Source organism: Lentzea sp. NPDC004782, from assembly GCF_040609115.1.
GTDB lineage: Bacteria > Actinomycetota > Actinomycetes > Mycobacteriales > Pseudonocardiaceae > Lentzea.
The window spans coordinates 20,528-40,690 of record NZ_JBEXJN010000029.1 but is presented as its reverse complement, the minus strand read 5'-3'; the positions used below and the strand labels follow the sequence as shown (position 1 = coordinate 40,690).

General features: G+C 69.6%; 22 protein-coding genes. 11 read left to right on the top strand and 11 right to left on the bottom strand.

All coding sequences use genetic code 11. From position 1 onward, the window contains the following. Position 1 precedes the first annotated feature (1 nt). The gene (locus tag ABZV40_RS26155; RefSeq protein WP_355446659.1) at positions 2–1,162 is read left to right on the top strand and encodes a class I SAM-dependent methyltransferase; all 1,161 of its coding nucleotides are present in this window, start codon (positions 2–4) and stop codon (positions 1,160–1,162) included. On the opposite strand, the gene ABZV40_RS26150 is transcribed toward ABZV40_RS26155, so the two are convergent. Then, positions 1,121–1,708, bottom strand: coding sequence for a TetR/AcrR family transcriptional regulator (locus tag ABZV40_RS26150; RefSeq protein WP_355446656.1), 588 nt, complete (start codon positions 1,706–1,708; stop codon positions 1,121–1,123). The genes ABZV40_RS26155 and ABZV40_RS26150 overlap by 42 nt on opposite strands. Before the next feature lie 92 nt (positions 1,709–1,800). On the opposite strand from ABZV40_RS26150, the gene ABZV40_RS26145 reads away from it, so the two are divergent. Then, positions 1,801–2,190 (top strand): DUF4267 domain-containing protein, encoded by a 390-nt coding sequence (locus ABZV40_RS26145; RefSeq protein ID WP_355446653.1) that lies wholly within the window; start codon positions 1,801–1,803, stop codon positions 2,188–2,190. Here the strand turns inward: ABZV40_RS26145 and ABZV40_RS26140 are convergent. Then, on the bottom strand, positions 2,144–2,851 hold the full coding sequence (locus tag ABZV40_RS26140) for a nucleotidyltransferase domain-containing protein (RefSeq protein ID WP_355446650.1): 708 nt from the start codon (positions 2,849–2,851) through the stop codon (positions 2,144–2,146). The two genes, ABZV40_RS26145 and ABZV40_RS26140, sit on opposite strands and share 47 nt — an antisense overlap. 245 nt (positions 2,852–3,096) lie before the next feature. On the opposite strand from ABZV40_RS26140, the gene ABZV40_RS26135 reads away from it, so the two are divergent. After that, positions 3,097–3,828 (top strand): hypothetical protein, encoded by a 732-nt coding sequence (locus ABZV40_RS26135; RefSeq protein WP_355446647.1) that lies wholly within the window; start codon positions 3,097–3,099, stop codon positions 3,826–3,828. Positions 3,829–3,841: 13 nt separating this feature from the next. Then, positions 3,842–4,483, top strand: coding sequence for a TetR family transcriptional regulator (locus ABZV40_RS26130; protein WP_355446644.1), 642 nt, complete (start codon positions 3,842–3,844; stop codon positions 4,481–4,483). A gap of 76 nt (positions 4,484–4,559) precedes the next feature. Here ABZV40_RS26130 and ABZV40_RS26125 read toward each other — a convergent pair whose 3' ends face one another. Further along, the gene (locus ABZV40_RS26125; protein WP_355446641.1) at positions 4,560–7,838 is read right to left on the bottom strand and encodes a GH92 family glycosyl hydrolase; all 3,279 of its coding nucleotides are present in this window, start codon (positions 7,836–7,838) and stop codon (positions 4,560–4,562) included. A 58-nt stretch (positions 7,839–7,896) separates the two neighbouring features. Continuing rightward, positions 7,897–8,733, bottom strand: coding sequence for a nucleoside hydrolase (locus ABZV40_RS26120; RefSeq protein ID WP_355446638.1), 837 nt, complete (start codon positions 8,731–8,733; stop codon positions 7,897–7,899). A 150-nt stretch (positions 8,734–8,883) separates the two neighbouring features. Between ABZV40_RS26120 and ABZV40_RS26115 the strand changes: the two genes are divergently transcribed. The 3 genes from ABZV40_RS26115 (at position 8,884) to ABZV40_RS26105 (ending at position 10,481) form a co-directional block, all read left to right on the top strand. Further along, positions 8,884–9,090 carry a hypothetical protein gene (locus ABZV40_RS26115; RefSeq protein ID WP_355446635.1) on the top strand — a complete coding sequence of 69 codons (207 nt, stop codon included), beginning with the start codon at positions 8,884–8,886 and terminating at the stop codon, positions 9,088–9,090. Between the two features lie 62 nt (positions 9,091–9,152). Next, positions 9,153–9,683, top strand: coding sequence for a hypothetical protein (locus ABZV40_RS26110; RefSeq protein ID WP_355446633.1), 531 nt, complete (start codon positions 9,153–9,155; stop codon positions 9,681–9,683). A 36-nt stretch (positions 9,684–9,719) separates the two neighbouring features. Continuing rightward, on the top strand, positions 9,720–10,481 hold the full coding sequence (locus ABZV40_RS26105; protein WP_355446630.1) for a DapH/DapD/GlmU-related protein: 762 nt from the start codon (positions 9,720–9,722) through the stop codon (positions 10,479–10,481). Here ABZV40_RS26105 and ABZV40_RS26100 read toward each other — a convergent pair. From ABZV40_RS26100 to ABZV40_RS26080, 5 genes are read right to left on the bottom strand one after another with little or no spacing between them, the layout of a single operon-like run. Continuing rightward, on the bottom strand, positions 10,444–11,199 hold the full coding sequence (locus ABZV40_RS26100; RefSeq protein ID WP_355446627.1) for an SGNH/GDSL hydrolase family protein: 756 nt from the start codon (positions 11,197–11,199) through the stop codon (positions 10,444–10,446). The genes ABZV40_RS26105 and ABZV40_RS26100 overlap by 38 nt on opposite strands. A 48-nt stretch (positions 11,200–11,247) precedes the next feature. Beyond that, complete coding sequence (locus tag ABZV40_RS26095; RefSeq protein WP_355446625.1) at positions 11,248–12,495, bottom strand: glycosyltransferase family 4 protein; 1,248 nt, start codon at positions 12,493–12,495, stop codon at positions 11,248–11,250. 4 nt (positions 12,496–12,499) lie between these two features. Continuing rightward, complete coding sequence (locus ABZV40_RS26090; RefSeq protein WP_355446623.1) at positions 12,500–13,963, bottom strand: glycoside hydrolase family 57 protein; 1,464 nt, start codon at positions 13,961–13,963, stop codon at positions 12,500–12,502. Then, on the bottom strand, positions 13,960–14,688 hold the full coding sequence (locus tag ABZV40_RS26085) for a class I SAM-dependent methyltransferase (RefSeq protein WP_355446621.1): 729 nt from the start codon (positions 14,686–14,688) through the stop codon (positions 13,960–13,962). The genes ABZV40_RS26090 and ABZV40_RS26085 overlap by 4 nt, the downstream gene beginning before the upstream one ends. A gap of 29 nt (positions 14,689–14,717) precedes the next feature. Continuing rightward, positions 14,718–15,560, bottom strand: coding sequence for a DegV family protein (locus tag ABZV40_RS26080; protein ID WP_355446618.1), 843 nt, complete (start codon positions 15,558–15,560; stop codon positions 14,718–14,720). A gap of 315 nt (positions 15,561–15,875) precedes the next feature. Between ABZV40_RS26080 and ABZV40_RS26075 the strand changes: the two genes are divergently transcribed. The 4 genes from ABZV40_RS26075 to ABZV40_RS26060 all read left to right on the top strand — a co-directional run bounded on the left by ABZV40_RS26075 (position 15,876) and on the right by ABZV40_RS26060 (position 19,008). Continuing rightward, complete coding sequence (locus ABZV40_RS26075; protein ID WP_355446615.1) at positions 15,876–16,826, top strand: hypothetical protein; 951 nt, start codon at positions 15,876–15,878, stop codon at positions 16,824–16,826. Further along, positions 16,823–17,380, top strand: coding sequence for a hypothetical protein (locus ABZV40_RS26070; RefSeq protein WP_355446612.1), 558 nt, complete (start codon positions 16,823–16,825; stop codon positions 17,378–17,380). The genes ABZV40_RS26075 and ABZV40_RS26070 overlap by 4 nt, the downstream gene beginning before the upstream one ends. Positions 17,381–17,394: 14 nt before the next feature. Beyond that, on the top strand, positions 17,395–18,003 hold the full coding sequence (locus tag ABZV40_RS26065) for a hypothetical protein (protein WP_355446609.1): 609 nt from the start codon (positions 17,395–17,397) through the stop codon (positions 18,001–18,003). A gap of 201 nt (positions 18,004–18,204) precedes the next feature. Next, complete coding sequence (locus ABZV40_RS26060; protein WP_355446606.1) at positions 18,205–19,008, top strand: isocitrate lyase/phosphoenolpyruvate mutase family protein; 804 nt, start codon at positions 18,205–18,207, stop codon at positions 19,006–19,008. On the opposite strand, the gene ABZV40_RS26055 is transcribed toward ABZV40_RS26060, so the two are convergent. Continuing rightward, on the bottom strand, positions 19,009–19,158 hold the full coding sequence (locus ABZV40_RS26055; RefSeq protein ID WP_355446603.1) for a hypothetical protein: 150 nt from the start codon (positions 19,156–19,158) through the stop codon (positions 19,009–19,011). It abuts the gene before it with no gap. Between the two features lie 62 nt (positions 19,159–19,220). Continuing rightward, complete coding sequence (locus ABZV40_RS26050) at positions 19,221–20,063, bottom strand: DegV family protein (protein WP_355446600.1); 843 nt, start codon at positions 20,061–20,063, stop codon at positions 19,221–19,223. Between the last annotated feature and the right edge of the window lie 100 nt (positions 20,064–20,163).

Genomic DNA, 20,163 nt, shown 5'->3' with positions numbered 1-20,163 from the left:
GTTGGGGTACGCGTTCACCTCGTCCGACGTGGCGTTCCTGCGGTCTTCTGCGGGAATCGCCGCTTTGTCCGAGGTGGACGCGTTGCCTTTCACGGACTCCTCCCGGCTGCACGACGTGGGCGTCGCCCGCAAGCTGCTCGGCTCGTCGTTCGCGCCGGTCGTGGAAACCGTGCTGCTGCGCCGTCGTGCGGTGTCCAAACTGGACTCGGCGGCGGACTGGTTCTTCACCGACGACGCGCTCCAGCAGGCCACCGCTTCCGCGGTCGCCCGCCATCGTGCCGCGCGGTTCACCGGTCGGGACGTCCACGACGTCACCTGCTCGATCGGTGCGGACCTGTTCGCCTTGAGCGCCGTCGCTTCCCGGTGCATCGGCTCGGACCTCGACCCGGTCCGGCTCGCCATGGCGCGCCACAACGTTCCTGGCCAGTTGGTCGTCCAGGCGGACGCTCTGCGGCCCGTTTCGCGGGCCACCGCCGTCACCGCGGACCCGGCTCGGCGCGACTCGTCCGGTCGTCGCAAGTGGCATCCCGCTGACTTCGTGCCGCCGCTCGACGAGCTTTCGTCGGTCTACGCCGGCGTCGACCTCGCGGTGAAGTGCGCGCCCGGCATCGACTTCGCGGTCGCGCCGTGGGCCGACGAGATCGAGCTGGTGTCGCTCGACGGTGCCGTCCGCGAGGCCTGCCTGTGGACGCGAGGCCTTGCCACGCCCGGGGTTTCGCGTCGTGCCACCGTGATCCACGGATCTGTTTCGTGGACCGTCACCGACGCCGAGCCCGACGACTGCCCGGTCGGCCCGCCCGGCGAGTGGATCATCGACCCGGACGGCGCGGTCGTGCGCGCCGGTCTGGTGCGGCACTACGCGGCCCGTCACGGCCTTTGGCAGCTCGACGAGCGCATCGCCTACCTGAGCGGTGACACGCCGCCCGCGGGTATCCGCGCGTTCCGCGTGCTGGAACACGGGCACTACACCGAGAAGGCGTTGAAGTCGCTGCTGCGGGCGCGCGGGATCGGCCGGTTGGAGATCCTCGTGCGCGGCCTGGACATCGACCCGAACACGCTGCGCAAACGCCTCAAGCTTGCCGGTCCTGCCGAGGCGACGGTCGTGCTGACCCGCGTCGGTTCAGGACCGCTCTTCCTGCTCTGCCAGGCTGAGCGCACGTAGCGCCAGGTCGAGCCTGGCCTCGTGGTGGCTGGGCCGCAGCCGCTTGCCCTTGGTGAGCGTGGCGATGCCGTGCAGCGTGCTCCAGAAGACCTCGGTGAGGGTCTCCAGATCCCGTTGCCCCGCAACGGGTTCCACCGCGGCGACGAGCTCGCCGAACGCGTCGCGCAACTCGGCGGGCGTGTCGTCGGTGCCGAACGGGATATCTACCTCCTGCACGAACATCGCGTCGTAGAGGGCCGGTCGTTCCCTGGCGAACTCCAGGTACGCCTCCGCCGCGGCCCTGAGCCGTGACTTCCCCTGCGCGGGACGGGCTTTGCGCAGCTGCCGGGCCAGGTCGCCACACCCCTGGATGGCGACCGCGCGCACGATCGCCTCCTTGCCCTTGAAGTGGCTGTACAGCACCGGCTGGCTGTACTCGACCTTCTCGGCGAGCCTGCGCGTGGTGACCGCGTCCCAGCCCTCCGCCTCCGCCAGGTCGCGGGCCGCGTCGATGATCAGTTGATGTCGCTCCGCGCGTTCGCGTTCGCGCCGGTTCTGGATGGTCACGACAGAAAATCTAGCACCGCTAGACATCCGAGCGCGACTACTGCTAGCGTCGCTCCTGTCGCTAGCAATGCTAGAAACTCACGGAGGACATCATGCGGTTGACCACGATCATGGCCTGGCTCGTCGTAGCGGCGGGGTTCACCTTCGGCCTGATGTTCCTGCTCAACGGGCACGGCGCGGCAGCCGGCTTCGGCGTCGTCGACCCGAGCGGCTACTACGTCGTGAAGGGGGTGCGCGACCTCGCGTACGCGCTGACAGCGCTGATCCTGCTGCTGAGGGGGCAGCGGCGAGCGCTGGGCTGGGTCGTCCTGGCCGACTCGATCATCCCGATCGGCGACTGCCTGGCGGTGATCACGAGCGGCGGCTCGGTGGTCACCGCGCTCACGGTGCACGCCTCCGCGGCCGTGCTGGTGCTGATCACCGCCGCGCTGCTGCTCAGGGAGAAAGCGCCCGCACAGCCTGAGCCAGTGCCGAGTCGTTGATCTCGCCGACCAGCAGTCCGGTCAGCACGTGGAACGCCCGGCGCAGCTCGTCGGGATGGGTGGAGAGCACGAGCGTCCCGGCGAACTCGCCGGGATCGCGCAAGTCGTCGAGGCCACGCCCCTGCACCGCGTTGACGCCCTCGCCGAGGCAGCGCAACGACATCACGTGGTCCCGCAGGTGGTTGATCATGTACAGCGCCTGCCACCCGCGCCCGCGCTCGATGGACGACCGCACGTGCAGCCCGTAGAGCCACGCGAGTCCGACGAGCTCGCCCCGATCGGGCTGCTTCGCGTGCGGGATCTCGTTGGCCTCGCCGAAGAGCAGCCGGAACGTCGGCCCGGTCGCCCCGAACTCGGCCGACGGCCAGAACGCGAGATCCACCTGCAGGGTCGACCGCGTCAGGAAGACCCGGAAGAGCACCGACCCGTGCCGCACGTCGAGGTGGCTGACCGCGCCGCGCGCGTACATGAGCGCGGTCCAGTCGGCCACCACCGCGTCCAGTTCGCCCTCGACCGACAACGCGAAGTCGAGGTCGGACCAGCGATCTTCCCGGCCCACGGCGGCCGATCCGGTCAGCGCCGCCCCGATCACGCGCGGGTCGGCCTCTGCGGCGCTGACGAGGTCGCGCCGCACCTGGTCCCGCTCCGAAACGCTGAACACGGCCCCACCCTATTGGCTCCAGCTCGAGGATCGGCGCGAACGAGCTCGAGCTGCCGCCTCGTGGATGAAGGGCGCCTTCATCGACCTCAGGTGGAGGAAGGCGCCCTTCATCCACGGCAATGGTCGCGCTTGGCCGGGCATGGCGAATCCGGGCCGCATCGAACGGGAAGAGTAATGGTTGACATTAATCGGTGTGCGCGCCAGGCTGTGCGCAATCCGTCAATGGCAACAGTGAAGAGGGTTTCATGCGATATGGATTCCGTTCCTCGCGGCGGTGGGTCCTGGGCTCGTTCGTCGCGCTGACGCTGGCGGCGTCGGGCACGACCGCGGCCGGCGCCGCCACGCCTGCTCGTCCGCTGTTGCTGGTGGGTGGGACGTTCGGGCCGGTCAAGTACATGGACGACGCCCTGGCGCACTTCCGCTCCCGGGGCTTCACCGCGTACTCGATGCCGTTGTCCGGCAGACCGCCCGGATCGGTGGACATCAAGGTCTCGGCGCGTGCGGTCTGCGACCGGATCGACGAGATCCGCCGGGAGACCGGTGCGGCGAAGGTCGACGTGGTCGGTCACTCGCAGGGTGCGCTGGCGGTCCGCTACTGCGTCAAGTTCGACGGCGGGCTCAGCACGGTGGGCACGATGATCTCGCTGGGTGGCGTGAACTACGGCACGAACAAAGCCGACATCTGCGCATCCGCCTCATGCGTGCAGATGCGGCCGGGGTCGGCGTTCCTCGACGAGCTGAACAGCGGCGACGACACTCCGGGCAGTGTCGACTACGCCCACCTGTACAGCTACGAGCGCAACGGCGGCATCAACGGTGAGGACATCCCGCTGGCCGACGGCGCGACCAACGTTGCCGCGCAGGACCTGTGCCCGGGGCTGGAGCTCAAACATCGCGACGAGTACGACAGTCCTGTCATGCGCGATCTGATCGTCGACGCCGCGCTCCACCGGGAGCTCACCGCGACGTGCCCGTAGGTACGGTTTGCCGGTGGCCAGTCCATCGACCCGCGACGCCCTGCTCGAGCAGGGTGCCCTGCTGTTCGCCAGGGAGGGCGTCGACCGCGTCTCCGCGCGACAGTTGCACGACGCGATCGGCGCCCGCAACGAGTCCGCGCTGCACTACCACTTCGGTGGGAAGGCGGAGCTGGTGCGGGAAATCCTCCGCCTTCACTTCGCCGCCGTCGAGGCCAGACGGGCGCAGCTCGTCGCCGCGATCGTCGCGGGCGACCGCACGACGGACCTGAGGAGCCTGGTGCACGCGCTCGCCGTCCCCATGGCCGACGACCTGGAAAACCCGCTCGGCAGAGCGCATCTGCGCATCGTCGCGCAGCACAGCCATCCGGCACTGGCCTATCAGGTCTCCTTCCGCGACGAGGCGCCGGCGGGGCAGGCGGTCGCGAGGTGGCTCCGCGAGCTGCTGGCAGGGCTGCCGGACACCGTCCGGGAGGAACGTTTCGCCGCACTGCGCGTGCAGCTCGTCAGTTTGTTCGCCGCGCGCGCACGGCTGCTCGACGACGAGCCGGGCGGGCACGCCCAGAACGAGCTGTTCGTGAACAACCTCATCGACATGCTGGTCGCCGGACTGAGCGCGAGCCCGTCGGCGGAGACGCTGGCCTCCCAAAAAGGTTAATGGATTGCATTAAAGAGTCACATCGTGAGTGGTTGCGGTCGTCCAGGCGACCGCAACCGCTCACGACACGTGTCCACTAACCCACTGCGACGGCGAAGACGTGCAGGTCGGCATCCTCCGGCAGCACGATGCTCGCCAGCGTCTTGCCTTCCGGTGCCGTGTACGTCTTCGTGGCGAAGATGTGCGTCGCCACCTTCTCGCTGCCGCCGCCGGACTGGTTGCGGTACGGCGTGTTGGCGACGATCACGTTGCCGTAGCTCGGTGTCTGGCCACCACCGCCCAGCGTCCAGTCGCTGAAGCCGATGTCGACGTTCGCCGTGGTGCCGTCGGTGAACGTGACCACCGCGGCACGGGTGCGGGCCCCGTTCGCGGCCGCTCCCAGGAACGCGAGCCGCGTGCCGGACAGGGCGAGCGTCTGCTTCGCCGCGGTCGCGTTGTCCGGACGGCCGGGCGGCGACGACGGCCAGGTGAACGTCAGGCCGTCGACCGTGCCGGTGCCGCCGGGTGACAGGCCCGCGGTCGCCAGCGCCTGGCGCGAGTAGCTGTAGCCGCCGCCGTCGAAGTCGCCCTCGCCGTCCGCGTCGTCGGACGCGCCGACGTTGTTCACGGCCGCGAGCATGCTGTCCGCCGGCGCGACCTTCACGATCTGCGGCAGCACGACCGGTTTCGCGGCGCCCTCGACGGTCACCGTGACGGTGATGTCGTAGAAGCCCTGCGCGGTCCCGGCCGCTGCCGTCACCGTGAACTCGGACGGCACCGCACCGGTCGTCGGCGTGAACGTGAGCCCCGCCGGACCGGTGACCGCGTAGGTGGCCTTCGGGTCACCGTCGTAGAGCTTGACCGAGTTGACCTTCGCGGTGACCGACCTGCCCGGCTCGACGACCAGCTGACGCGGCTCGACGACCAGCTGACGCGGCTCGACCGTCAGGTAGTACGGCTGGTCGTGCCTGATCGGCTGCTCGCCCTCGCGGAACGACGGCGGCGCGTCCGACGCGCCCGTGCCCCACGTGGAAGGCGTCTTGCCCAGCACGAAGTCCAGCTTGCCGCCGTGCTCCACGAACGACTCCGGCAACCAGGTCCTGGTGGACGCACGGCCGTTGACCTTCAGCGACTGCACGTACTTCGTGGCGGTGTTCGCGGCCGGCGCGGTGATCGTGATGTCCCTGCCGCCACCGCGGTTGATCTTCACCGACGTGAACAGCGGGCTGCTCAGCACCAGCTCGGCGCGCGACGGCACCTGCGGGTAGAGGCCCATGGCGGTGAAGACGTACCAGGACGACATCGCGCCGAGGTCGTCGTTGCCGGGAATACCGCCCGTGGCGTTCTTCCACAGCGTGTTGATGGTCTCGCGCAACGTCTCCTGCGTCTTCGCGGGCCGGCCGGTGTAGTTGTAGAGCCACGGGACGTTGATCGACGGCTCGTTGTCCAGTTCGGACTTCGCGCCGCCCTTGCCCGTCAACGCCCAGCTGCCGTCCGCGTTGTGGAAGAAGTCGTCGAGCCGTTTGGTGGCGCGCTCACGACCGCCGAGCGCCTCCACGAGGCCGGCGACGTTGTGCGTGACCATCCACGTGTACTGCGCGCTGCTGCCCTCCACGAAACCGTTGCCGGTGTCCGGCGTGAAGTCCCTGACCCACGTGCCGTCGGCGTTGCGGTTGCGGATGTAGCCGCCGGTGGCGTCCGCGACCGGGTCGAAGTTGTTCTGCCACCACTGCGCGCGCTCGGCGAACGTGCGCTGCACGGAACGGTCGCCCACCCGTGCGGCGAGCTGGCTGATCGCGAAGTCCGCCGCGGAGATCTCCAGGGTCTCCGCCGCGCCGCCCCACGCGTTCGACACGGACGGCATGTACTTGTTCTTCAGGTACTTGTCGAGCGACGGCCGCTGCCCGACCGACATCACCGCCCAGCCGTCCTTGCTCAGGTCGGCCTCCGTCGGCACGGTCGCGGCCTTGACCAGGCTCCGCAGCGACGACCTGATGTCGTACCTGTCGCCGCCGAACGCCGCGATCGCCGCCAGCGCGATGGGCGCGGGGTCGCCGTTCATGACGTGCGTGCCGCCGCCGTTGTGCGTCCAGCGGTCCCAGACGCCGTTGTTCTGGTCGGCCTGGTTGAGCAGCGACTGCGCGATGTCCGACCCGATCTGCGGCTCCAGCAGCGTCACCAGCTGCAACTGCGAGCGGTAGACGTCCCAGCCGGAGAAGGTCGCGTACTGCGCCTTCTGTCGCGAACGGTCGATCTTGTGGGCCTTGCCGTCGAACCCGGCGTACTCGCCGTTGACGTCGCTGAACAGGTTGGGGTGCAACAGCGAGTGGTACAGCGCGGTGTAGAACTTGGTCCGCTCGTCATCGGAGCCGCCGCCGACCTCGATGCGCCTGAGCTGCTTCTGCCACGCGATGTACGCGTTGTCCCGCATGTCCTCAATGGACTGACCCTTGTTCTCGGCCGCGAGGTTCTGCCTGGCGTTGTCGAGGCTCACGTAGGAGATGCCGACCTTGACGTTCACCTGCGATCCGGGCGCGAACCCGAGGTAGGCGCCGGAACCCTTGCCGAGCACCGGCCAGCCGTTCGTCCCGTAGGTCGTGCCGCCCGCGGCAGACGTGCCGCCAGGGGTGACAACGTTGTCATGGTACGTGCCGACCTCGGTGAAGTCCTGATCGAACTCCGCCACGAAGTGCAGCGTGTAGTAGCTGCGGCGGCCCACCTGGTTGATGTACCCGCAGAAGTTGCCTGCCGTGACGCTGCCGGTGACCGTGCGCTTCTCCTTGTCGATCACGGTCTCGGCGTCGCTGCTGCCGACCTGCGACTTGGAGGTGTTGATCAGCACCGTGGCCGGCTTGTCGGCGGGGAACGAGAACCGCGCCGCACCGGTGCGTTCGGTGGCGGAGAGCTCGGCCTTGGCGCCGGACTTGAGCGTCACGTCGTAGCGGCCGGGCTTGGCCACCTCGTCCGCGTGCGCGAACTCGCTGGCGTAGACCTCGTCCTTCGCGTCGGTGGTCGGTGAGGTGGTGACCGTGCCGACGTGCGGGAAGATCGGGATGTCGCCGCTGCCGCCCGCGCACCCGGTGCCGGACATGTGCGTGAGGCTGAAGCCGCGGATCTTCGCGGCGTCGTAGCGGTAGCCACCGGGAGCCGCGGCGCGCAGGGTGTTGCCGCGACTCGCCTCGGGGCTGAAGGAGAACATGCCGAACGGCACGACCGCGCCGGGGAACGTGTTCCCGAGGTTCGTCGTGCCGATGAACGGGTTCACGTGCGCCGCGGGATCCGGCACCACCTGGACCTGGGGCTGCGCGGAGGCAGGGACCACGCCGAATGTCATGGCCACCGCCACCGCAGCTGTCGTGAGGACTCTTCGCTGCATGGTCGCGGACCCTACTTACCGTGCCCGCGCAACCCCAGAGAGCGACGCGAAGTTGTCGTCAAACGGACAAGCGCTGCTCCATGAAGGTCCGCAGGGCGGGCCAATCGGTGTCCTCGGCGACCTCTACCTGGTGCTTTCCTCGCACCAGCGCACCCTCGTCGTCGACGTCGAGCACGTGGGACTTCGTCGTGAGCGTGCCGGGGACGATCGCCTCGGCCACCGCCACGGCGTCATGGAAGTAGATCCCCCGATTGTCGGAACGGTCGCGGAGGTACGCGCTGTAGGTGCCGGTCAGGTTGCTCAGCACCGGATCGACCCTGGCGAGGAACTCCGCGTCGGCGATGCACCGGTGCGTGAGGTTGAGCGGCACGACGATCGGGTTGCCCTTCCGGATCACCGTGCGGGCCGCCGCGGGGTCGGCCCAGAAGTTGAACTCGGCGCGCGTGGTCGTGTTGCCGACGTCGAGCCCGCCGCCCATGACGATCAGCTTGGGGAACTCGACGCCCGCGTCGAGCGCCTTGGCGATGTTGGTCTGCGGCCCGATGGCGACGACGACGGTCTCCGGCGTGAGGCGCTCCCGGAAGAACCCGACGACGTCGTCGGAGAAGATCTCCCGATCGCTCTCGGGCAACGTGTGGGCCTGCCCGCCGAGCCCGTCCTCCCCGTGCACGTCCGCGGCCCCGGCCGGTCCCTCCGCACCCCGCACCACCGGCACGTCGGTGCGGCCGAGGTGGGCCAGCAGCCGCAGGGCGTTGCGGGTGGTGAGGTCGAGCGCGACGTTGCCGAACACCGTGGTGAGGCCGATCAGGTCGACCTCGGGGCTGCGGGCGGCGAGCGCGATCGCGAACGCGTCGTCCACGCCGGGGTCGGTGTCGATGATGAGAGGAGTCGCCATGCCGCCAAGCTTGCACGACAGTGCCTCCGCACCGCGCGGATCATCGTGTGAAAGGGCTCCCTCCGGCGCGGACCGGAGAGAGCCGTTCGCACGCTCAGTGCGTCACGCGGTGACCAGAGTCCACCTCTGGTTGCCCTGGCGGTGCATGTCGTGGATGGCGACCCACGCGCCGTTCTGCACGCGATCGAGGCCAAGGCCAAGGCGGAGAACCGGGACCTCCTCGACGCCGAGAAGGACGAGATCGCCATGATCGAAGCGGACAACCTGGCCGAGGAAGCCGAGTCGGAGAGCATCTTCGTCAAGGTGCCGACCCCGCCCGCGGCGAAGGAGATCAAGAACTACAAGCGGAACCCCTGATCGACTGACGCGCCCCTCGCACCGCGAGGGGCGCGTCCTCCCCGAACGAGACGAGAGCTGAGTTGGAACGACAGTACGAGTACTTCGCCATCGTCACCGAGCGCTGGCCGCGCGTGGAGGACCCGCGGCATGTGTGCAGGCGGTGGGTGGACGACAGCGGGCAGACGCACGACGAGGAGTTCACGACCGACCTCGTCTGGGCGCCCACCACCGCGCTGAGCCAGGCGGAGTCCGGCACCGGCGGGGTGCATCGGATCGACGCCGCCGCGGCAACGCGGTTCGAGCACACACGGCGGGAACGGATGAGCCTCCTGGCTCCTCTGGACGGCCGGTACTCCTACTTCGCCTGGTTGAACTACAGGACCGATGTGGACGATCCCGACGGGGTGCGCAGGACGTGGAAGGGCCCGCGGGGATTCGAGTTGGAGGAGGGGTACGTCGCCGGTTCGGGCTGGGAGCGCAGCCATCTCCTCGACGACCTGTGGAGAGGGCGCAAGGACGGCGAACTGGTTCCGATCGACTCGGAGGCGGTCGAGCGGATCATTCAGCGCTGGGAACAGCGGCGGGCGGAACGGTCGCCGGAGGCACCGTGAGCAGTCCGGTGCCCGCGAATAGTTAAAGTGCCGTGCATGACTTCGATGTGGGGCGCCCCGGTGTGGACTCGGTGGGCCAGGTCGCGCCGCGACCCGCAGCAGGCGCGGTTCCTCACGCTCGCTTCGTTGCGGTGGGTCCTGCGCCACCGCGCCTACACGCCCTGGTACCTGGTGCGGTACTGGCGGCTGTTCAAGTTCCGCCTGCTCAACCCGCACGTGGTGCTGCGCGGCATGGTGTTCTTCGGCAAGCGGGTCGACGTCATGGCGAGGCCGGGGTACGGGCGGCTGGAGATCGGCCGCTGGGTGCACATCGGGGACGGCAACGCGATCCGGTGCCACGAGGGGTCGCTGCGGATCGGCGACAAGGTCGTGTTCGGCAAGGACAACACGGTCAACTGCTACCTGGACATCGAGATCGGGGCGTCGTCACTGGTCGCGGACTGGGTCTACATCTGCGACTTCGACCACAAGACCGAGGACATCACGCTGCCGATCAAGGACCAGGGCATCGTGAAGTCGCCGGTGCGGATCGGGCCGGACTGCTGGCTCGGCGCCAAGGTGACGGTTCTGCGCGGCACCCGTGTGGGACGCGGGTGCGTCCTCGGAGCTCACGCGGTGGTGCGCGGGGACGTGCCCGACTACAAGATCGCGGTGGGCGCGCCGGCACGGGTGGTGCGGGATCGGCGCGCCGACTACGAGGCGGATGCCCAGCGGCGGGCGGACATCGCGGACATGGCCCGGAAAGCCGAGGAGGCGCTGGCTAGGCGAGCGGAAGAAGCGTCGGACGCTTCGGCCTGAAGCCGTCGCCGGGCTGCCGGCCGATCAGCTTGTTGCGCGAGCGCGAGTAGGCGACGGGCAGCACCTGGTCGCGCAGCCACCGCAGGTGGTCGAGGAGGGACGCGGGTGCGGCCTCGCCTTCCAGCGGTGTCAGCCAGGACGGGTCGAACGGGACCTCCAGCGCTGACAGGAGATGACCTGCCAGCCGCCGGTGGCCGAGCGACGAGAGGTGCAGGCGGTCCGGGCCGAAGTAGCGCGAGTCGTGCACGCACTCGTCGGCCGCGACGTCGACCAGCACCGCGCCGTAGCGCACGGCGGCGACGCGCACGGCGTCGTTCAACGCCTCGATGCGCGGGCGCATGCGCCACCCGAACGGCATGCGGTGCGAGACATCGCTCAACGTGAAGACGGCGACGGTCGGCGCGAACGACGTCACGGTGCGCACGAGAGCGTCCGCCCGGCTCCTGATCTGGGCGGCTGACGCACCGGACATCACGTCGTTGCCGCCACCGAAAACCGCGACCAGGTCAGGGCGCAACGCCTCGGCGGACGGGACCTGCTCCACGAGCATCTGATCGAGCCGGCGGCCGCGCACGCCGAGGTTGGCGTAGCGGAACCCCGGCTCGTCCAGCACGGACGCGACGCGGTCCGCCCAGCCCCGGTACCGGCCGTCGGGCAGCAGGTCGTCCAGGCCTTCGGTGCAGCTGTCCCCGAGCGCCACGAAGCGTTGGTATTTCATTCAGTCCTCGGTCACCTTCTGTTAACGGGACCGACGACTGTACCAAGATCAAGTGAACAGGTTGCCCGTCGCGATTTTGGGGCGCCCCAACACACGTGGCTCACGTACGGCAGCAGAGGCGTAGACCTCGGCGGTGCCGGTGGCGATGGTGGCCCAGTTGAAGTCCGTCGCCAGACGCTCCTTGGCAGCACGCGCACGAGCGGCAGCCGCCGTCGGATCGGACAGCACGTCACGCACCGCGCGCGCGAGTCCGTCCACGTCACCGGGGGCGAACGACAGGCCCGTCACCCCGTCCAGCACGACCTCGCCGAGCCCGCCCGCGGTCGAGGCCACCAGGGGCGTTCCGGCCGCCGCGGCCTCCAGCGCCACGATGCCGAACGGCTCGTACCGCGACGGCAGGACGACCGCGTCCGCCGCGGTGAGCAACGCCGCCAAAGACCTGTCGGAGAGATGTCCGACGAACTCCACCGCGCGCAGCACGCGGTGCTTGCGCGCCTGTTCCCGCAACCACTCGGTCTGCGAGCCGTCACCGGCCACCACGACCCGCGTGCCGCGGTGGTGACGCCGGATCCGGGGCAGTGCCGCGATCAGGTCCTGGATGCCCTTCTCCCACTCGATGCGCCCGAAGAACAGCAGCAACGGGTCGCCGTGCGGCGAGTACTCGCGCCGGGCCGCGCCGACGTCCTTCGCCCGCACCTTCCAGCCGCCCGGCTCGATGCCGTTGTGCAGCACGGAAACGTCTGCAGTGTCCACATCGAACAGATGCGCCACCTCGCGCCGCATCGCCGAGGAGCAGGTGATCAGCGAGTCGGCCCGGTTCGCGAGCCACCACTCCACCGAGTGCACCTGCTGGTTCAGCGGGTGCGAGAGCCAGCCGGAGTGCCGCCCGGCCTCGGTGGCGTGGATCGTCGCCACCAGCGGCACGCCGAAGGCCTCGGCCAGCGCCACGGCCGGATGCGTGACCAGCCAGTCGTGCGCGTGCACCACATCGGGCCGCCACGGACCGAGGGCGAGTCCGGCGCGCGTCATCGCGTGGCCCATCGCGAGCGTCCACGCCACGAGGTCCTTCTCGAACACGAGGTGCGCGGGGTCCTCGGCGACGCGGATCAGCCGCACGCCCTCGCTCACCACGTCCACGGTCGGGTGCGTGATCGCGTCGGTGCCGGACGGTTGCCGGCACAGCACGACGACGTCGTGCCCCTGCGCGGCCAGCTGTGTCGCGAGCGCGTGGACGTGCCTGCCCAGCCCGCCGACGACCACCGGCGGGTACTCCCACGACAACATCAGCACGCGCATCCCGTTACCTCATTCCTCGCGCGTCCAGCTGCCCGAACGGGCCGTCCGCCGCGCGGAGTTCCGCCGCCCTCGCACGTCCACGACCGCTCCGCGCCAACGCCGCGAGCTCGCTGAAGCGGTCGCTGTGAATCTTCGCGCGGTAGCGCGCGTAGTCGGCGGCCGAGTCCTTGGTGACCATGAAGGCCCAGTCGCTCGACAACGCCAGCAACGCCTCGCGCACCGCCTGGTCCAGCACCGGGTCGCGCACCTCGGACGAGAAGTCCAGACCCAGCAGCTCTTTCTGCACAGACTCGTTCAGCGACACGATGTCGGAGACCTGCGCGCCGTCCCACACCCGCCAGTCCTTGCCGCTGCCCCACGACGACGCGGGCAGCTCGACGGGCGCTCCGACGTGCCCCGCCTCGACGGCGCCGCGCAGGGTCGTCACCCGCACCCCGGCCTCCGGCAACGCCCGCAGCACGGCCTCCAGCCACAACGGACCCTCGTGCCACCAGTGCCCGTACAGCTCGGTGTCGTACGCCGCCACGACCAGTCCGCCGTCGATCGCCCGCAACCGCCGCACGACGGTCTCGACGAAGTCGTCCACATGGCGCGACACGGCTTCCCGTGCCAGCAAAGGGTCGTACGGCCGCTTGTCCTCCGGCGCCACGTGCTTGCCGGTGACCCGTGACGGCTTCAGGCCCGTCGGGTGGTCGTAGGTGTGAAAATCCCGGTACGCGGCATCGCCCGGATAGCCGACCTTCGGCGACCAGACGCGGTACGAGACTTCGAGATCACGCCCGAACGCCAGCACGTCCGACGATCCGACGGGGTGCGCGGACGACGTGTCGCCGTGCAGCGCGGGCCCGTCCACCATGAACCGCCGCACACCCGCCGCCGCGTACCCGGCCTCCATGCCGGGCGAGTAACCGCATTCCGGCGCCCAGATCCCCTCCGGTGCCCTGCCGATCCGCAGCGCGGTGTCGTCGAGGCCGGTGCGCAGCGCGAACGCCCGCACTCGCGGATCCAGCAACGGCTGAAAGGGATGCGTCGCCGGCCCGCCGAGCAGCTCGATCGTCGACGAGTCCACAAGGGACCGCAGAATCGGCGAGAACCCGTGCCGCCAATGGCTTTCGAACTGAGCCAGCGCCCGCGAGGACGCGCGGTGCTCGTGCGTGGACAGCTCGCGCAGCCGTTCGCCGGCGTGGTGCGAGCGCAGGTGCCAGTTGCCGAGCCAGTCGTGCGCGGCCCGTAAGCAGTAAGGATCATCCAGCTGTGCGGCCAGGACCGGCGTGACGCCGAGCGTCAGCACGTCCTCGCGGCCCTCGTCGGCGAACCGCCGCAGCATGTCCACGACCGGCAGGTACGAGTGCGCCCACGCCTGGTAGAGCCACTCCTCGCCGACCGGCCACGTGCCGTGGTGGGCGAGCCAGGGCAGATGGCTGTGCAGGACCAAGCAGAACGTGCCTTCAGTCGCCTTCGGGCTCACGCGCGCACCGCCACTGCCACGAGGTCGAGGCAGCCGTCCATGTCGTCAGGGGTGATGTCGAAGTCCTCCACCGTCACCGACTCGACCGCCTCCTTCAGCTCGGCCGGCCACGGTGCACCGGACAGGGCCACTTCGACCTGTGCGTTGATGATCTGTCCATCCAGCACGGAGTCAAGCCTCGGTCCGTGACGCAGTCCCGTCAGTTCGTCAACCCGGAAACCAGCCTCGCGCAGCATCTCGTCCAGTTCGGACGGTGCCAGCTCCCTGGTGTGGAACGGGTTCAGCGGCGTGTCCTGGCCGGGGGAGAACGTCAGCCGGTTCGGCGTGGTCACGATGAGCGTGCCGCCGGGGCGCAGCACCCGGCGGCATTCGGCGAGGAAGCCCTCCTGGTCCCACAGGTGCTCGATGACCTGCAGGTTCGCCACGACGTCGACGCTGCCGTCGCGCAACGGCAGCGTCGCGAGGTTCCCGCGCAGCACGTTCAGCTCCGGATAGGACCGGGCGACGTGCTGGGACGTCAGCTCGTCGTAGTCGAGCGCGATCACCCGCCGCGCGACCGTGCGGATCAGCTGGGCGCCGTAGCCCTCGCCGCAGCCCGCCTCCAGCACGACCGCGTCCGCGCAGTGTCCGATGAGGTGCAGGTACGCCGCTTCGTGCCGGCGGAACCAGTAGTTCTCCTCGGCGATGCCGGGCACCGTGCGTTCGCCGGTCAGGGGGAGGGTCACCCCGTTAGGTTACTTGCCAGTAGTGATGATCAGAACGGCGAGACGGTAACGGCCAGCGCGCCGGGACCCACGTTCGCGCCGATCGCCGCACTGACCTGCGTCAGGACGACGTCGCGGGCGTGCGGGATCCGCTGCTGCAACGTCTGCAGCAGCTCGTGGCCCTCCTTCTCGGCCGCGAAGTGCTCGACGGCGAGGTCCACGTCGCGCCCGTACGCGAGCGCAACGGCCTTGTCGACGAGCTTGCCGAGCGCTCTCTCGCGGCCGACGACCTTGTCGAACGGCTCCACCTCGCCGTTGACGACGGTGAGCAGCGGCTTGACCGAGAGCGCGTCGCCGAAGAGCTTCGCTGCGGCGCTGACCCGGCCCGCCTGGCGCAGGTAGTGCAGCGTGTTCACGTAGATCAGCACGCTGGCGTTGCGGCCGCGTTCCTCCGCGACGCTGCGCGCGTGCTGGACGTTGCCGCCGCTCTGCACGATCCGGGCGGCCGCGAGCGCGGCGAACCCGAGCGTCATGCCCGACGAGTGCGAGTCCACGATGAACACCGGCACCCGGGACTTGGCCGCGGCTGCCTTCGCCGCGTCCGTCGCCGGTGAGAGCTTCGGCGTCACGTGCACCGACACGATCGTCTCCGCGCCCTTGGCCCACGCGTCCTGGTAGGCCCAGAAGAACGCGTCCGGCGCGGGCGGCTGGGTCGTGATGGGGATCTGCGCGTCCATCGCCTGCAGCAGGCGGTCGGTCGGCACGTAGGCCTCGTCGATCAGTTCCGACCCGATCTTCAGCTGCATCGGGACCGTGATGATGTTGAACCGTTCCGCCAGACGGGCCGGAAGTGACGCGGTCGAGTCGGTGACGACGGCTACTCGTGAGGGCACGAACGAGAAGGTTAACGAAGCGTGATCGCACTAGCCACCAACGATGGATGTCAATTCGTGTGATCTACGCCTGGGTGGTTGCTTTCCGTACACAACGAACGCGCGGAGTGAACCCCACGAAAAGGCGCCCTACTTGACACAATCGGGTGACTGCTCGTTGTTTGGAGTTGATCTACGCGGGTCTCGTTTGTGCAGGAAGGTCCCGATATTCCACGCGTTACATGCACGCGTTCTGTCCACTGTCGACACTGGTTGGCGGTACCCGCCCTGGGTAAGCTCGCACAATCTTCAGCCTGGTTCAGTGAGTAGGTGACCATGGGTGCAAAAGAGCAGGAACTAGTTCCGCTGCACGCCGCTTTCGACGTTGTCTACCGAGGCTTTCATCGGCGCCAGGTCATCGAGCACATCGAGAATCTCGAGGAGCAGCTGCGCTTCACGAGCCTCGATCGCGCCGAGGCGCTGGCGCAGGCCGCCGATTTGCGCAAGCTGCTCGAAATGACCCGCCGGGATCTGGAGGAGGCGCGCGCCCGCATCGAACGTCTCGAGTCCACTTCGGGCACGCACGCCGGCGCCACCGAACGCATGCACCGCATGCTCCGCCTCGCCGAGGACGAGGCCGCGGAGATGCACCTGAAGGCCGAGCGCGAGTGCAACGACCTCCGTCAGCGCACCGACGTGGAGATCGCCGCGTTGCGCGCGGAGGCCGAACGTGAAGCGGCCGCGATGCGGTCGGAGGCGGAGTCCGAGCTCTACGCGAGCCGCCAGGACTGCGCCACCCGCGCCGCCGCGATGGAGCGCCGCGAGCTGGAGATGGAACGCCGCTGCGCCGACCTGGAAGCCCAGCACCGTCAGCGCGCCGACGAGGTGGAGCGCGAGTGCGCCGCCGCCGTGGAGCAGGCCCAGAACGACGCCGACCGCCTGCTGCGCGAGACGGCGCTGGCGTGCAACTCCCTCGAGGCCGACTCGGAACGCAAGCGCGAGAAGGCGCAGCAGTTCTTCGAGCTGACCATGACCCGCCGCCGCAACGAGGCCGCGCAGCACCTGCAGGAGCAGGAGGCACTGGCCCGTGCCCGCGCCGAGTTCGTGGTGAAGGTCGCGTGCCGCGAGGCGAACCGCCGGCTGGCCGAGGTCGCCGAGCGCACCGACGAGCTGCACGAGCTGCGCCGGACCGTCCACGCGCAACTGTCCGCCGCCCGCGCCGCGCTGGCCGTGGCCGCCGACCGCGCCGCCCCGGTGCTGATCCCGGAGCAGGTGGCGGCGTCGTGAAGCGCTGGATGCCGTTGGTCGCCGGGGCGCTGATGGTGCCCGCGTCGGTGACGGCATTCGGGTTCTCGGTCTACGGCGAGGAGCTGGAGGCGGCGCTGTCGTCGTCGCCGGCCGAGCCCGTCTCGCGGTTCGGGCCGGTGCCGGTGAACGACTTCCTGGCACCGCAGCGGATGCAGCCACCCGCACCGCAGCCGGTGCCCGCGGCCGTCGCCCAGCAGCGCGTGCGCGACCTGTTCACCGCGCACGCGGTCAAGGGCATCACGTTCGCGCCGGGCACGTCCTCTCTCGTGGGCCGCGGTGAGGCCGTGCGGCGCGGCTTGGCCAGTGTCCTGCGCAACGTCACTGGGGGCACTGTGACCCTGGTGGCCCATGCGTGGAACGGCGAGACTGCGTCGCACCGGTGCGACGTGCTCGCCAGGGAAAGGGCCGGCCTGGTGCGCGACTACCTGGCCGAGCAGGGGGTGGCGAACGTCGTGATCACTCGGGTGATCGTGGACCCCGTCTGGGGCCCGCCCTCGGACGGCGGACCTCAGGTCGACGTCCTGGTCGTATAGGTAGGAGCCTGGTCATGGCAGGGGCCGTCGGGATCGTCTTCGGGTTGTGCGTGCTGTCCTTCACGTTGGGGGCAGCCCTGATGTACGTGCTGGTGCGGCGCCGCGAGGACGCCCGCGGACCGTCGGCTTCGGACCGGCCGGTGGAACGGACGTGGGTCGAGAAGCCCGCGCGCGTCGAGCCGGTCGACGACGACTACGACTCGCGACCCATTCACCGCAACCCGGTGGTGGGACTGCCGCAGCTGGAGCCGGCGCTGGCGGCGCTGGTGGAACCCGAAACTGTGGAACCCAAAACTGCGGAACCCGAAACTGTCGGTGCCGCCGGATACGATCGGGATGGGGACCTCGCGCCCCCCGTGGGGGAAGTTGAAGCCCCCGAATCGAGCGTAGCGGCGAGCACCGACATCTCCGAGACCGTCGAGGACCTCGTCGAGGACGTCGACGAGCAGCAGGAACCCGAGTCGGAGCCGGACGCCGAGCCGGAGGTGCCGGTGGAGGCGACGCTGCCGCCGCCCGCGCCACCGCGACCGGTCGAGCACACGACGTGGGTGGAGCGCGAGGACTTCCGGCAGCGCTACCTGCGGACGTTCGAAGAGGTGCGCCGCAAGGCCGGCAGCAACTGAAAGCCCCTGTCCGACACCTCCGGCCGCCCCGTTGTCGATGAAGGGCGCCTTCATCGATCCCAGGTGGATGAAGGCGCCCTTCATCCACCGCCACGAGCGGCAGGTGCGCCGTGAAGCGGGCAGCGACTGAGTCCGAAAGCCTTCGGTTCCTGTCCGAAACTCGCCGGATGTTTGTCGGTGCCTGCTGATATCACTCAGGTCATGACTTCCAGCACCGATCGCACCCAGCTCTTCCACGCCCTCCACCGGCCGGGCCCGCTCGCCCTGCCGAACGCCTGGGACGTGGCGTCCGCCCTCGTCGTCGAAGCCGCCGGTGCGAAGGCGGTCGCCACCACGAGCGCCGGTGTGGCGTGGAGCCTCGGTGCGGCGGACGGCGACCGGCTCGCCAGGGACCGGGCGGTCGACCTCGTCGCCAGGATCGTCCGAGCGGTCGGAATTCCGGTGAGCGCGGACATCGAGTCGGGCTTCGGCCGCACCGCCGGCGAGGTGGCCGAGACGGTTCGCGCGATCGCCGGGGCCGGGGCTTCCGGCGTGAACATCGAGGACGGCCTCGGCGGTGGACTGCGCGACGTCGAGGAGCAGAAGGAGCGGTACGCGGCGGCTCGTGAGGCGGCCCCCGACCTCTACGTCAACGCGCGGATCGACACGTACCTGCGGCAGATCGGCGACCCCGCGGACCGGCTGGAGCGCACGCTGGAACGCGCGGCGAGCTTCCTGGAGGCGGGGGCGAGCGGGATCTTCGTGCCGGGCGTGACCGATCTGGAGACGGTCACCGAGCTGGCCAAGGGGATCTCGGCCCCGTTGAACGTGCTCGTGGGGCCGGGCGCGCCCGCCGTCGGCGAGCTGGCGAAGGCGGGCGTCGCCCGGATGAGCCTCGGGTCGGCGGTGGCCGAGGCCGCCTACGCGGTCGCGCGCAGGGCGGCGGAGGAGCTGCTGACCCGAGGCACCTACCGCAGTGTCGAAGGCGGCATCGAGTACGGAGAGCTCAACGCGCTCTTCGGCTGACTAGTGCTTCTTGCCGCGGAACTTGCGCAGCAGCTGCTCCGCCTGGGCACGTTTGCGCGGATCCTGAGCCATCTGCCGCGCCTTGGCCTGCAGCCGTTGACCCTGCGGGCTGCGCAGGAACCTGGTGATCTTGTCCATGAACGAGGGCATCGGTCCTCCCGGTGTCCGTTACGCCCGAATAACGAACGGAACGGACCGGGAGTTCCCGAAGCTCAGACCGGTGAAACGGTGATGCCCAGCGCGCCGGGGCCCACGTGGGCCCCGATCGCCGAGCTGACCTGGGTCAGCATGAACTGGCGGACGCCTGGCACGCGACGCCGGAGGTTGCGCAGCAGCCGCGACGCCTTCTCCTCGGCGTCGAAGTGCTCGACGGCCACGTCCACGGTGTCGGTGCCCGCGCGCTTGATCGCGATGTCCAGCATCCGGTTGAGCGCGCGGTCCGCGCCCATCACCCGGTCCAGCGGGGTGATCTGGGAGTCGGCCATGGTCAGCAGCGGCTTCATCGACAGCGCCGAGCCGACGAGCGCCGCCGCGGCACCGATGCGGCCGCCGCGCCGCAGGTACTCGAGGGTGTCGACGTAGATCAGCTCGGTGGATCTGTCGTAGCGGTGCTGAGCGGTCTCGAGCACTCTCTCCACGCTGCCGCCTGCTTCGGCCACTTTCGCGGCGGCTTGGACGGCGTAGCCGAGGCTCATCCCTGCGGTGTGCGTGTCGACGACGTGCACGGGCACGCGGACCTGGGCGGCGGCGGTCGTGGCCGCCTGGACGGTCGCGGACAGGCCGCCCGACACGTGCACGGACACGATCGAGTGGACGCCCTGCGCGGCCAGTTCGTTGTAGGTCCAGAAGAACGCGCCGGGGTCGGGTGGGGTCGTCGCCACCGGCACGTTGGCGCGCATGGCCGAAACCAGCTCCGGAACCGGGATGCGGGACTCGTCGTCGGTGTGGTCACCGATCCGCACCTGGATCTGAACCACCTCGATGCCGAGTTGATCAGTCAGCTGCGCCGGGAGACAGGCCGTGGAGTCGGTCACAACTGCTACTCGCCGGTACATGTCGGCGCAGCGTAGTCCCCCGAATGGGTTAAGTATCACAGGGTGTCGCCAACGGGTGACAACTGTCACGCTTGCGGGGTGCTTGCTGCCGTTTGCAGGG

Coding starts and splice junctions, on each gene's coding strand:
- ABZV40_RS26135 (WP_355446647.1), top strand. CDS start 3,097: ATGCGATATGGATTCCGTTCCTCGCGGCGGTGGGTCCTGGGCTCGTTC.
- ABZV40_RS26060 (WP_355446606.1), top strand. CDS start 18,205: ATGACTTCCAGCACCGATCGCACCCAGCTCTTCCACGCCCTCCACCGG.
- ABZV40_RS26120 (WP_355446638.1), bottom strand. CDS start 8,733: ATGGCGACTCCTCTCATCATCGACACCGACCCCGGCGTGGACGACGCG.
- ABZV40_RS26050 (WP_355446600.1), bottom strand. CDS start 20,063: ATGTACCGGCGAGTAGCAGTTGTGACCGACTCCACGGCCTGTCTCCCG.
- ABZV40_RS26095 (WP_355446625.1), bottom strand. CDS start 12,495: ATGCGCGTGCTGATGTTGTCGTGGGAGTACCCGCCGGTGGTCGTCGGC.
- ABZV40_RS26055 (WP_355446603.1), bottom strand. CDS start 19,158: ATGCCCTCGTTCATGGACAAGATCACCAGGTTCCTGCGCAGCCCGCAG.
- ABZV40_RS26125 (WP_355446641.1), bottom strand. CDS start 7,838: ATGCAGCGAAGAGTCCTCACGACAGCTGCGGTGGCGGTGGCCATGACA.
- ABZV40_RS26065 (WP_355446609.1), top strand. CDS start 17,395: ATGGCAGGGGCCGTCGGGATCGTCTTCGGGTTGTGCGTGCTGTCCTTC.
- ABZV40_RS26100 (WP_355446627.1), bottom strand. CDS start 11,199: ATGAAATACCAACGCTTCGTGGCGCTCGGGGACAGCTGCACCGAAGGC.
- ABZV40_RS26145 (WP_355446653.1), top strand. CDS start 1,801: ATGCGGTTGACCACGATCATGGCCTGGCTCGTCGTAGCGGCGGGGTTC.
- ABZV40_RS26105 (WP_355446630.1), top strand. CDS start 9,720: ATGACTTCGATGTGGGGCGCCCCGGTGTGGACTCGGTGGGCCAGGTCG.
- ABZV40_RS26075 (WP_355446615.1), top strand. CDS start 15,876: ATGGGTGCAAAAGAGCAGGAACTAGTTCCGCTGCACGCCGCTTTCGAC.